Here is an 11,477-nt window from a genome sequence, read left to right as displayed (position 1 = left end):
GCCAGGAGCCGCTCCTTGCCCTGCCGTTCGCGCAGCCAGCGCGCGTCGTTGCGGTTGGCTTCCACGCTGGTGCGCAGCTCGCCGAGCGCCTGCGTGGCATTGAGCGCTTCGCTGTGCCATTCGAGCTGGGTCATGGTCATCAGGATGTGGTCGCGCAGCGGCATGTGCTCGCCGCTGGCCGGGTCCACATACAGCGCGTCGAGGCCGAAGCGGCAGGCCTGGAAGCGGTTGTAGGTGTAGACCAGGTAGTCGTCCTCGGTCGGGGTGAAGGGCTGTTCCTGCAGGAACCAGGCCGCCAGCGACTGCACGTAGCCGGCCAGCGCGGCGGCGCGCTCGACGGTCAGCGGCGTGTCGAAGACCCGGATCTCGATGGTGCCGAATTCGGGCTTGGGCCGGATGTCCCAGTAGAAGTCCTTCATGCTGCGGACCACGCCGGTGCGGGTCATGCGCATGAAGTAGTTCTCGAACTCGCGCCAGCTGAGGGTGAAGGGCGCCCGGCCCGACAGCGGGAACGCGAACACCGAGTTGAGCCGCGCCGAATCGAACTGCGTGTCCTGCCCCTGCACGAAGGGCGAGGACGCCGACAGCGCGATGAAATGCGGGATGTAGCGCGACATGCGGTGCAGCATCAGCAGCGCCGAGTCGGCATCGGGGCAGCCGATGTGCACGTGCTGGCCGAAGATCGTGAACTGCTTCGACAGGTAGCCGTAGAGCTCCGAGAGCGCGCGAAAGCGCGGCTTGTCGTAGATGCGCCGCTCGTGCCATTGCTGGAAGGCGTGGGTACCGCCGCCGACCACCGCGATGTTGAGCTTGTCGGCATTGCGCACCAGCGCGTCGCGGATCGGCGTCAGCTGCGCGATCACGTCGAGCGCCGAGTGGCAGACGTCGGTGGAGATCTCGATCATGCTCGAGGTCATCTCGGGGACCACGCTGCCCGGCAGCGGCAGCGGCGACTTCGCCATCAGCCGCAGCATGTCCTCGGCATAGGGGGCGAGGTCGTAGTCGTGGGTGTTGACGAGCTGCAGCTCGAGCTCGACGCCGAGCGACAGCGCCACCGACTTGTTGAAGGGCTCGAGCGGAACCACCCGGCTGGCGGGGGTGTTGGCGGGCGCTCCGGTCCGCGGATCGATGGTGCGTGGGTTCATCGCTGCGCTCATCGTTGCGTGTCCTCCACGGTGCCGAAGACCTCCGGCGTCCAGGGTTTGGAGCTTTCGCCGGCGCCGTGGATGGCGATGGTGGCGAGCACCGCGCCGAGCACCTCCATCAGCAGGATCGCCGGCAGGGCGATCTGCGTGATCATCGGGCCCAGCAGCGGCGAGGCGGTGACGAAGGCGGAGGTGATCAGCAGCGCGATCGACGACAGCGGCGACATCGCGCAGCCGACCCAGAGGGCCTGCTTCCAGCTCGCACCGCTGCCCGGATTGGCGATCGCCACGCCGGCGATCTTGGCGAAGGCGCGCACGCCGATCACGCTCAGCACCACGCTGGCCACCGGCAGGCTCCAGTCGGCCTGCGCGGCGACGATCGAGACCAGCACGAACATCAGCATCGTGAGCAGCGAGGCCGCGGTACCGAGCTGGCGCGGCCAGGCCCAGGGCTTGGGGTTCAGCGCCTTCAGCAGCACGCCGCCGATCAGGGCCGCGAGCGGCGCCGAGCCGCCGAAATGCGCGGCCAGCGCGGCGCCGGCGGCAATGATGGCCAGGAGCAGGATCGAGGTGTTTTCGCTGGCCGGACTCATGACCCGCAACGCCGAGCGCAGCGACAGCGCCATCAGCGCGCCGACCACGAACGAGAGCCCCAGCACCACGCCGACCGGATTGAGCTTCTGCAGCAGCCCCGTGGGCGCATGCTCGATCAGGCTGGCCTGTGCATAGCCGAGCACGAGGGCGTAGAAGGTGTTGAGCGTCGCCAGCGTCATGGCGCGCTCGGTCACCGGGCCCGAGGCCCGGGTGTCCATCACCACCCGGCTCAGCACGGCCGGCGAGGCCACGATCGCCATCAGCGCGATCGGGTTCGCCACCGGGTCCGGGATGCCGAGCCAGTGCAGCGCCCAGAAGACGCCGAAGTAGGTCAGCGTGGCTTCGAGCAGGCTCTGCACCAGCACCATCGGGTTGTGCCGGAACCAGCGCAGCGGCAGCCGGCCGCCGGCCTCGAACAGCACGATCGCCACGCCGAGCTCGAGCAGGAACAGGCTGATGCCCTGCAGCGGCCAGATCGCGCCCTCGAAGCCGGCGAAGCCGACCACGGTGCCGACGATGGAATAGCCGACCACCTTGGGCAGGCCCATGTAGCGCTGCACCAGGTGGCCGGCGGCGGCGGAGGTCGCCAGCAGCAGCGACCACAGCACGGTCGGCAGGCCGGCCGAGGGCCGCACCCACTCCGACCAGAAGCCCAGCAGATCGTAGGGAATGAAAGACGTCATCGATTCAGCTCGTGGGACAGAGCCCCCGCGGAACATCCAGAGCGCGCAAGGCGTTCATGGCTCGAAAGTGAAATGCGTGCTCAGTGCAGCACGCGCGAGGAGGGCATGTCCCCCGCGTCGGCTTCCAGCACCAGCGTGGGGATTGGAACGTCGAAGCGCTCGCCGCGCTCGGTCACGAAGAAGAAGCTGCCATGCATGGTACCGCTGGGCGCCTGCAGCCGGCAGCCGCTGGTGTAGCGAAAGGATTCCCCTGGCGCCAGCAGGGGCTGCTGGCCGATGACGCCGAGGCCGTCGACCTCCTGCGTGTGGCCGGAGGCGTCGGCGAAGACCCAGTGGCGCGCGATCAGCTGCGTCGGCACCTGGCCGTGGTTGGTCACCGTGACCGCGTAGGCAAAGGTATGGACGCGGTCCTCGGGCGAGGACTGGTCTGGCAGGTAGCGAGGTTCGATCTCCACGCTGATCGGAAGGCTGGACATCCCGGTCATGGTACATCGCCCCCACGCTCCCCCACTGCGTGTGGGTCGCTGCCCCCCGAGGGGGCCGCAGGCCGCCTTGGGGCGGCCCGGCGCCGGCCTCGCCCCCACGCTCCCCCACTGCGTGTGGGKCGCYGCCCCCCCAAGGCTGCCCTGCTGCGACAATCCGAGCCCATGAGCAGCCCCTTCCGAATCGCCCCCTCCATCCTTTCGGCCGACTTCGCACGCCTCGGCGACGAAGTGCGCGACGTGATCGCSGCCGGYGCCGACTGGATCCATTTCGACGTSATGGACAACCACTACGTGCCGAATCTKACCTTCGGTCCGATGGTGTGCCAGGCCCTCAAGCCGCATGCCAGGACGCCCGACGGCCGGCCGGTGCCGATCGACGTCCACCTGATGGTCGAACCGGTCGATGCGCTGGCCGCGGCCTTCGCGCAGGCCGGCGCCGACTACATCAGCTTCCATCCGGACGCCTCGCCGCACATGCACCGCAGCGTCCAGGCCATCAAGGCGGCCGGCTGCAAGGCCGGGCTGGTGTTCAACCCGGCCCTCGGCCTGGAGGCGCTGGACTGGGTGATCGACGACATCGACCTGATCCTGATCATGAGCGTGAACCCGGGCTTCGGCGGCCAGAGCTTCATCGATTCGGCGCTACGCAAGATCGAACTCGCGCGCAAGCGCATCGACGAGACCGGCCGCGACATCCGTCTCGAGGTCGACGGCGGCATCAAGGTCGACAACATTGCGCGGGTCGCGAGCGCCGGCGCCGACACCTTCGTGGCAGGCAGCGCGATCTTCAATGCCAAGGACTACGCCGGTGTGGTCGCTGCGATGCGCGAACAGCTGGCCACCACCGTGAAGGCCTGAGCGGGTCGCTGCAAGCCCGATCGATCGCCGGCGAAATGACAGCGCCCCCCGACCTCCTGCGCATCCACGGCTACGCGAGCCTGCAGCCCGGGCCGCGGCTGATGGTGCTGGGCGGCGTGCACGGCAACGAGACCTGTGGCACCGCCGGCATCGAGCGCATCGCGGCCGAGCTGGACGCCGGTTCGCTGGCGCTGCTGCGCGGCCAGCTCACCCTGGTGCCGGTCGCGAATCCGCTGGCGCGGCGGCGGCTGCGCCGTGAGGGCGAGCGCAACCTCAACCGCCTGTTCCGGCCGACCGCGCCGGGCGCCGAGCCGGCCGACTACGAGGCCCGCATCACCGACCTGCTGTGCCCGCTGCTCGATCGCCACGAGGTGCTGCTCGACCTGCATTCCTTCCAGAGCGAGGGCGAGGCCTTCGCGATGATCGGGCCGCGCGACAACCAGGGCGCGCTCGAGCCTTTCTCGCGCGCCTTCGAGGAAGGGCAGCTGGCGTTGCACCTGGGTACGCCGCGCGTGGTCGAGGGCTGGCTCGACATCTATGCCGCCGGGCTCGCGCAGCGCGCCGGCGGACGGCCGGCCGACGAGGCGGCGCTGGCCTTCGGCTGGGGCACCAACGAATACATGCGCAGCCGCGGCGGCTACGGCGTCACGCTCGAATGCGGCCAGCACGAGGACCCGGCCGCGCCCGAGGTGGCGCATGCGGCGATCCTCGCCACGCTGCGGCTGCTGGGCATGCTGGCCCCCGATCCGCAGCGGCCGCCGCCTTCGCGGCCGTCGCTGCTGCGCCTCGTCAGCGTGACCGATCGGCTGCATGCGGACGACCGCTTCGTTCGCGAATGGGCCACCTTCGATCCGGTGGCGCGCGGCGAGCCGATCGGCGTGCGCGCGGATGGCAGCCTGCTGCGCGCCGAGCGCGACGGCGTCGTCGTGTTCCCGAACGCCGAGGCGCTGCCGGACACCGAATGGTTCTATTTCGCGGTGGAGAGCGAGCGCGACCTGACGCGCAAGCCCTGATCAGCTTCGCTTGGTCGCGATCAGCGGGCGCACGTCTGGTGCGTCGAGCCGCGGCCGGTCGGCCTCGACTTCGGCCAGCGCGGTCACTTCCTGCATGGTCGCCAGGCTGCGCAGCGTGAGCGCCTGATAGGTGCGCGTGCCCTCGAGCTTCCAGGCCACCTCCTGGTCGCTGAGCTCGCGCAACACCTTGGCGGGCACGCCGGCGGCGAGCGAGCGGGCCGGGATCTTCCTGCCGGCCGGCACGAAGGCGCAGGCCGCGACGATGGCCGCCTCGCCGATCTCGGCCTCGTCCATCACCACCGCGTTCATCCCCACCAGCGCATCGCGCCGCACCACGCAGCTGTGCAGCACCGCGCCGTGGCCGATGTGGCCGTTCTCCCCGACCACCGTGTCCTGGGCCGGGAAGCCGTGCAGCACGCAGGTGTCCTGCACGTTCGAGCCGCGCTCGAGCACGATGCGGCCGAAGTCGCCGCGCAGCACGGCGCAGGGCCCGACATAGCAGTCCGGTCCGACGATCACGTCGCCGATCAGCACCGCGGTCGGGTGGACGAAGGCGCTCGGGTCGACGACCGGCACCACCCCTTCGATGGAATAACAAGGCAAGGCGATCTCCGTTGGTGTTGGATGGAAACGAGGCTAAGGGTTATCCCTTGGCGATTTTGACTTGCATCAAGCCTTGGTCGATCCTATGATTAACCGACCGGTCAGTCAACGATACCTTTGACGCCGGTCAAGACCCCCGCCCCACGCCAAGACTCAAGACTGGAGACACAGCTTGTCCGATTCACTCGTGCTTGCCGCGCAGCAGGGCCCGGTCCTGACGCTGACGCTGAACCGTCCTGCCGCCCTCAACAGCTTCACCGAAGCCATGCACCAGGCACTGCGCCAGGCGCTCGATGCCGCGGCGGCCAACGCCGAAGTGCGTTGCGTGGTGCTCACGGGTGCCGGCCGCGGCTTCTGTGCCGGGCAGGATCTGGCCGATCCGATGGTCGCGCCCTCGGCGCCCGGCGAGCCGCCCAAGGACCTGGGGCGCACGATCGAGCTGCTCTACAAGCCGCTGGTGCAGCGGCTGCGCTCGATGCCGGTGCCGGTGATCGCCGCGGTCAACGGCGTGGCGGCCGGCGCGGGCGCCAACCTGGCGCTGAATTGCGACTTCGTGCTGGCCGGGCAATCGGCCAGCTTCATCCAGGCCTTCGCCAAGATCGGCCTCGTGCCCGACACCGGCGGCACCTGGCTGCTGCCGCGCATCGTGGGCCGCGCGCGCGCGCTGGGCCTGGCGATGCTGGGCGACAAGCTGCCCGCGGCCGAGGCCGAGCGCATCGGCCTGATCTGGAAGTGCGTCGATGACACGGCGCTGGCCGACGAGACCTCCAAGCTGGCGCAGCGCCTGGCGGCGATGCCCGTGAAGGCGCTGGCCGAGACGCGCGCCGCGATCGACGGTGCACAGCACCTCACGCTCGACCAGGCCCTCGACGCCGAGGCCCGGGTGCAGGCGCAGCTCGGGAGCGCCCACGACTACCTCGAAGGCGTCACTGCCTTCGGCGCCAAGCGCGCCCCTCTCTTCACCGATCGCTGAACAGAACCCACATGTCGAACATTGCCACCGAACCGACGCCCCAGGAAACCGCCGAGCTCGTGCGCGAGCGCATGTACGCCAACGACCGCGCGGTCCAGGGCCTGGGCATGGACGTGACCGAAGTCGCGCCGGGACAGGCCACGGTCACGATGACCGTGCGCGGCCACATGCTCAACGGCCACGCCACCTGCCATGGCGGCTTCCTCGCGGCGCTGGCCGACACCGCCTTCGCCTACGCTTGCAATTCCTACAACGAGCTCACCGTGGCCTCGGGCTTCTCGATCGACCTGGTGGCGCCGGCGCGCGAGGGCGACCTGCTGACCGCGCGCAGCTTCGAGCTGTCGAAGGCCGGCCGGACCGGCGTCTACGACAGCGAGATCACCAACCAGCGCGGTGAGCGTATCGCGATGTTCCGCGGCCGCTCCTACACCATCAAGGGCAAGCCGGCGGTCGCCGCCTGAGCCCGCCGAGGAGACACGAATGCCTGTCAAGCAACCCGCACCCGGCGACCTGGACGCCATCGAGACCGCCAGCCGCGACCAGATCGAGGCCCTGCAGCTGCAGCGCCTGCGCTGGACCCTGCAGCACGCCTACGACCACGTGCCGCACTACCGCCAGGCCTTCGACGCCAAGGGCGTGCACCCGGCCGACCTCAAGCAACTGAGCGACCTGGCGAAGTTCCCGTTCACGGCCAAGAAGGACCTGCGCGACAACTACCCCTTCGGCATGTTCGCGGTGCCGCGCCAGCAGGTGGCGCGCATTCATGCGTCCTCGGGCACCACCGGCAAGCCGACGGTGGTGGGCTACACCCGGCAGGACATCGACCACTGGGCCGACCTGGTGGCGCGCTCGATCCGCGCCGCCGGCGGACGGCGCGGCGACATCGTGCACGTGGCCTATGGCTACGGCCTCTTCACCGGCGGCCTCGGCGCCCACTATGGCGCCGAGCGCGCGGGCTGCACCGTGATCCCGATGTCGGGCGGACAGACCGAGAAGCAGGTGCAATTGATCCAGGATTTCCGGCCCGACATCATCATGGTCACGCCGAGCTACATGCAGGTGATCATCGAGGAGTTCGTGCGCCAGGGCATGGATCCGCGCGAGAGCTCGCTGACCGTCGGCATCTTCGGCGCCGAGCCCTGGACCGAAGCCATGCGGCACGAGATCGAGGGCAAGGCCGGCATCGACGCGGTCGACATCTACGGCCTCTCGGAAGTGATGGGCCCGGGCGTGGCCAGCGAATGCGTCGAGACCAAGGACGGCCCGGTGATCTGGGAAGACCATTTCTATCCCGAGATCGTCGACCCCGAAACCGGCGAGGTGCTGCCCGACGGTTCGGAGGGCGAGCTGGTCTTCACCTCGCTCACCAAGGAGGCGCTGCCGATCATCCGCTACCGCACGCGCGACCTCACGCGACTCTTGCCGCCGACCGCGCGCTCGTTCCGCCGCATGGGCAAGATCGTCGGCCGCTCCGACGACATGCTGATCATCCGCGGCGTCAACGTGTTCCCGACGCAGATCGAGGAGATCGTGCTGCAGCACGCCAAGCTCTCGGGCCAGTACCTCATCAGCGTCAGCCGCGACGGCCTGCTCGACACCGTGGAGGTGCAGTGCGAGTTGCAGCCGCTGGCGGCGGCTTCCACCGACGAGGCCGAGGTGCGCGAGATCACGCAGTGGCTGCAGCAGCGGATCAAGACCCTCGTGGGCATCACGACCCGGGTGAACGTGCTCAGGCCCGACGCCATCGAACGCACGCTGACCGGCAAGGCCCGGCGCGTGATCGATCAGCGGCCGCGCTGAGGGCGAACTCCCTTCCGGCCAAGTCAACCCACCGATCGAACCCTGTGAACCTCAAGACCCTCAGCGCCCTCTGCGTCGCACTCGCGCTGGCCGGCTGCGCCACGACGCCGCCGCCGTCCACCGGCACGGCCTCCGTCAAGCGCGACACCTACGGCGTGCCGCACGTGTATGCCGACGACGTGCGCGGCCTGTTCTACGGCTACGGCTACGTGGTCGCGGAAGACCGGCTGTTCCAGATGGAGATGGCGCGCCGTGCGGTGCTGGGCACCGTGTCCGAGGTGATGGGGCCGGCCTATGTGGCGCTCGACAAGGGCAGCCGCTCCAATTTCACCCCGGCGTCGATCCAGGCCCAGATGGCCAGGCTCTCCGCCGACGACAAGGCCATCTTCGACGGCTATGCGGCGGGCTTCAATGCGCGGGTCAACGAAGTGCTCGCGAACCGGGACACGCTGCTGCCCAAGCAATTCATCGACGCCGGCTTCGTGCCGAAGAACGACTGGACCGGTTACGACGTGGCGATGATCTGGGTCGGCACGATGGCCAACCGCTATTCGAACGCAAGCAGCGAGATCGCCAATCTCCGCTTGCTGGAGGTGCTCAAGAAGGCGCGTGGCGATACGGTCGGCCGACAGCTGTTCGACCAGATCCGCTGGGTAGAGGACCCGCTGGCGCCGACCACCGTGCCGCGTACCAGCGGCCGCTCGCAGGCCGCCGCGCTGCCCGCCGTCAGCGGAGGCAGCGATCCGCTGGCGCGGCTTGGCCCGGTCTCGCCCGAACTGCTGGTCGCCCGCAGCGATACCGACGCGGCGCGGCGCGGCGTCGCCCAACCCTGGGAGCGCCCGATCGCGAGCAACCTCTGGATCGCGGGCCCGGCGAAAACCAGCGACGGCAGCACGGTGCTGATCAACGGTCCGCAGTTCAACTGGTTCAATCCGGCCTATGTCTTCGCCATCGGCCTGCATGGGGCCGGCTACGACGTGACCGGCAACACGCCGTTTGCGCATCCTGTCGTGCTCTTCGGCACCAACGGCAAGATCGCCTGGGGCGCCACCGCGGGCCCGCTGGATGTCAACGACATGTACCAGGAGAAGCTCAACCCGGCGAACCCGCACGAATACGTCTTCAATGGCGCGATGCGCCCGATGAGCCGGCGCACCGAAGTCATCAAGGTCAAGGGCCAGGCCGACCAGAGCGTCGACGTGTACGCCACGGTGCACGGCATCGTCACCGACTTCGACCTCCCGAACCACACGGCCTACGCGATGAAGCGGAGCTGGGACGGCTACGAACTCGAGTCCCTGCTGGGCTGGATCCACTCCATGCAAGCCAGGAACTGGGACGAGTGGCTGGCCCAGGCGTCGCGCGTCGCGATCACCATCAACTGGTACTACGCCGACGCCGGCGGCAACATCGGCTATGTCTCGCCTGGCCGCCTGCCGATCCGGCCGGCGACACAGGACCTGCGCCTGCCGGCACTCGGCGATGGCACGATGGAGTGGCTGGGCATCCGGCCCTTCAGCGAGGATCCGAAGGTGTTCAATCCGGCGCAGGGCTTCGTTGCCAACTGGAACAACCAGTCGGCACCCGGCGCGGTCAGCGACGGCGGCAACTATGGCGCGGCAGACCGCGTCAACGAAATCACCGCCCGGCTCGAGGCCAAGCCCAGGCACACGCCCGACGAGCTGTGGGCGCTGACCCGCGCCACCGCCTACGCCGACACCAACGCGCGCTACTTCGTCCCCTTCATCGTCGAGGCCACCAAGGGCCTGCCGGCCGCCGACCCGGCGCGGCGCGGCGCACAGATCCTGGCGGGCTGGAACAAGCTGAATGACGACCCGTCCGAGCAGGGCGTCTACCAGAGCCCGGCCACCACGCTCATGATGACCTGGCTGCCCATCATCTACAGGAAGGTGCTGCAGGACGACCTTCCGCCCGAGGTGTTCGCGGCCTATGCGAACGGCGGCTACGCAGGCGCGACCCAGGTCGCCAGCATCCGCCCCGGCAACGGTTCGAAGCTGCTCTACAACGCATTGCTCGGCGCGAAGGCCGGGGTGCCGCAGACCTACGACTTCTTCAATGGCGAAGACAAGAACGCGGTCATCCGGGCCACGCTGGCGCAAGCCATGTCGGAGCTGACGGCCCGTTTCGGGACCGACACCGCCAAATGGCTGACGCCGGTCACGAAGCACGTCTTCCTGACCAGCAACTTCATCGGCGCGCCGCAGGCCGGCGCCGATGAGCTTCTGACGTTGCCGAGCTTCATGAACCGCGGCACGCAGAACGACAAGGTGGTGTTCGCGGCCGGCGCCGTTTCGATGTGCACGGCGGCGCCACCCGGCCAGAGCGGCTTCGTCGCKCCCGACGGCCGCAAGGCAGCGCACTACAGCGACCAGATGGTGCTGTTCAAGGATTTTGGCTGCAAGAGCGAATGGCTGACGCCGGCAGCCGTCGACCGGAATCTCGAGTCCAGCAAACAGCTGAAATACTGAAGTTTCTGAGCCCTTCAAGGAGATCAAGATGTACACGCAAGCCATGGATACGATGGGCAAGGAGCCCGGCGACGGCAAGAAGGCCGTGCGTTCCACCGAGGAACTGCAGCTCGAACAGCGCTTCGACGCCCGCATCGACGAAGGCGGCTTCATCGAGGCCAAGGACTGGATGCCCGAGCACTACCGCAAGACGCTGGTGCGCCAGATCAGCCAGCACGCGCATTCCGAGATCGTCGGCATGCTGCCCGAAGGCAACTGGATCACGCGCGCGCCCACGCTCAAGCGCAAGGCGATCCTGCTGGCCAAGGTGCAGGACGAGGCCGGCCACGGCCTCTACCTGTATTCGGCCGCCGAGACGCTCGGGACCTCGCGCGACCAGATGGTCGATGCGCTGCACTCGGGCCGCGCCAAGTACAGCTCGATCTTCAACTACCCCACGCTGACCTGGGCCGACATGGGCACGATCGGCTGGCTGGTCGACGGCGCCGCGATCATGAACCAGGTGCCGATCTGCCGCTGCTCGTACGCGCCGTATGCGCGCGCCATGATCCGCATCTGCCGCGAAGAGAGCTTCCACCAGCGCCAGGGCTTCGAGGCGCTGCTGACCATGATGCAGCAGGGCACCGAGGCGCAGAAGGCGATGGTGCAGGACGCGGTCAACCGCTGGTGGTGGCCCTCGATCATGATGTTCGGTCCGCCGGACGACCAGTCGCCGAACTCGGCGCAGTCGATGCGCTGGGGCATCAAGCGCTTCACCAACGACGATCTTCGCGCCAAGTTCATCGACGCGGCGATCGAGCAGGCCAAGGTGCTCGGCGTGACGCTGCCCGACCC

At 68.7% G+C, this 11,477-nt stretch carries 11 protein-coding genes; 7 read left to right on the top strand and 4 right to left on the bottom strand.

All coding sequences use genetic code 11. The annotated features are described in order from the left end of the window. The 3 genes from AC1D2K_RS18990 to apaG form a co-directional block, all read right to left on the bottom strand. Nucleotides 1-1,157: YbdK family carboxylate-amine ligase (locus AC1D2K_RS18990; protein ID WP_478090383.1), on the bottom strand; the 1,157-nt coding region annotated here is incomplete at its 3' end. Continuing rightward, nucleotides 1,154-2,422: a cation:proton antiporter gene (locus AC1D2K_RS18985; protein WP_478090382.1), complete on the bottom strand. Its 1,269-nt coding sequence runs from the start codon at nt 2,420-2,422 to the stop codon at nt 1,154-1,156. The genes AC1D2K_RS18985 and AC1D2K_RS18990, both read right to left, overlap by 4 nt. Before the next feature lie 80 nt (nt 2,423-2,502). Further along, nucleotides 2,503-2,898, bottom strand: a complete 396-nt coding sequence (apaG, locus tag AC1D2K_RS18980) for a Co2+/Mg2+ efflux protein ApaG (RefSeq protein ID WP_478090381.1) — start codon at nt 2,896-2,898, stop codon at nt 2,503-2,505. A 171-nt stretch (nt 2,899-3,069) separates the two neighbouring features. Here apaG and rpe point away from each other — a divergent pair, with 171 nt between their 5' ends. Further along, a complete protein-coding gene (rpe, locus tag AC1D2K_RS18975; protein WP_478090380.1) occupies nt 3,070-3,765 on the top strand; it encodes a ribulose-phosphate 3-epimerase in 696 nt (231 codons plus the stop codon). Between the two features lie 35 nt (nt 3,766-3,800). Then, on the top strand, nt 3,801-4,778 hold the full coding sequence (locus tag AC1D2K_RS18970; protein ID WP_478090379.1) for a M14 family metallopeptidase: 978 nt from the start codon (nt 3,801-3,803) through the stop codon (nt 4,776-4,778). Here the strand turns inward: AC1D2K_RS18970 and AC1D2K_RS18965 are convergent, their stop codons facing one another. Further along, entirely contained in the window at nt 4,779-5,381 is a 603-nt protein-coding gene (locus AC1D2K_RS18965) for a phenylacetic acid degradation protein PaaY (protein ID WP_478090378.1), read from the bottom strand. 172 nt (nt 5,382-5,553) lie between these two features. Here AC1D2K_RS18965 and AC1D2K_RS18960 point away from each other — a divergent pair, with 172 nt between their 5' ends. The 5 genes from AC1D2K_RS18960 to paaA form a co-directional block, all read left to right on the top strand. Beyond that, on the top strand, nt 5,554-6,354 hold the full coding sequence (locus tag AC1D2K_RS18960) for an enoyl-CoA hydratase-related protein (RefSeq protein ID WP_478090377.1): 801 nt from the start codon (nt 5,554-5,556) through the stop codon (nt 6,352-6,354). Nucleotides 6,355-6,365: 11 nt separating this feature from the next. Beyond that, entirely contained in the window at nt 6,366-6,815 is a 450-nt protein-coding gene (gene paaI / locus AC1D2K_RS18955; protein ID WP_478090376.1) for a hydroxyphenylacetyl-CoA thioesterase PaaI, read from the top strand. A gap of 19 nt (nt 6,816-6,834) precedes the next feature. Then, on the top strand, nt 6,835-8,154 hold the full coding sequence (gene paaK / locus AC1D2K_RS18950; RefSeq protein ID WP_478090375.1) for a phenylacetate--CoA ligase PaaK: 1,320 nt from the start codon (nt 6,835-6,837) through the stop codon (nt 8,152-8,154). A 44-nt stretch (nt 8,155-8,198) separates the two neighbouring features. Further along, nucleotides 8,199-10,643, top strand: coding sequence for a penicillin acylase family protein (locus AC1D2K_RS18945; protein ID WP_478090374.1), 2,445 nt, complete (start codon nt 8,199-8,201; stop codon nt 10,641-10,643). Nucleotides 10,644-10,671: 28 nt separating this feature from the next. Further along, nucleotides 10,672-11,477 (top strand): 1,2-phenylacetyl-CoA epoxidase subunit PaaA (paaA, locus tag AC1D2K_RS18940; RefSeq protein ID WP_478090373.1); only part of this gene is annotated, 806 nt, incomplete at its 3' end.

This window comes from Variovorax sp. P1_H12_2 (genome assembly GCF_056405335.1).
Note: the sequence above shows the minus strand (reverse complement) of the source record. Positions and strands in the feature narration are given on the sequence as shown.

What these genes read in the sequence shown, in the direction of transcription:
- apaG (WP_478090381.1), bottom strand. Translation starts at nt 2,898, where the DNA reads ATGTCCAGCCTTCCGATCAGCGTGGAGATCGAACCTCGCTACCTGCCA.
- paaI (WP_478090376.1), top strand. Translation starts at nt 6,366, where the DNA reads ATGTCGAACATTGCCACCGAACCGACGCCCCAGGAAACCGCCGAGCTC.
- AC1D2K_RS18985 (WP_478090382.1), bottom strand. Translation starts at nt 2,422, where the DNA reads ATGACGTCTTTCATTCCCTACGATCTGCTGGGCTTCTGGTCGGAGTGG.
- paaK (WP_478090375.1), top strand. Translation starts at nt 6,835, where the DNA reads ATGCCTGTCAAGCAACCCGCACCCGGCGACCTGGACGCCATCGAGACC.
- AC1D2K_RS18970 (WP_478090379.1), top strand. Translation starts at nt 3,801, where the DNA reads ATGACAGCGCCCCCCGACCTCCTGCGCATCCACGGCTACGCGAGCCTG.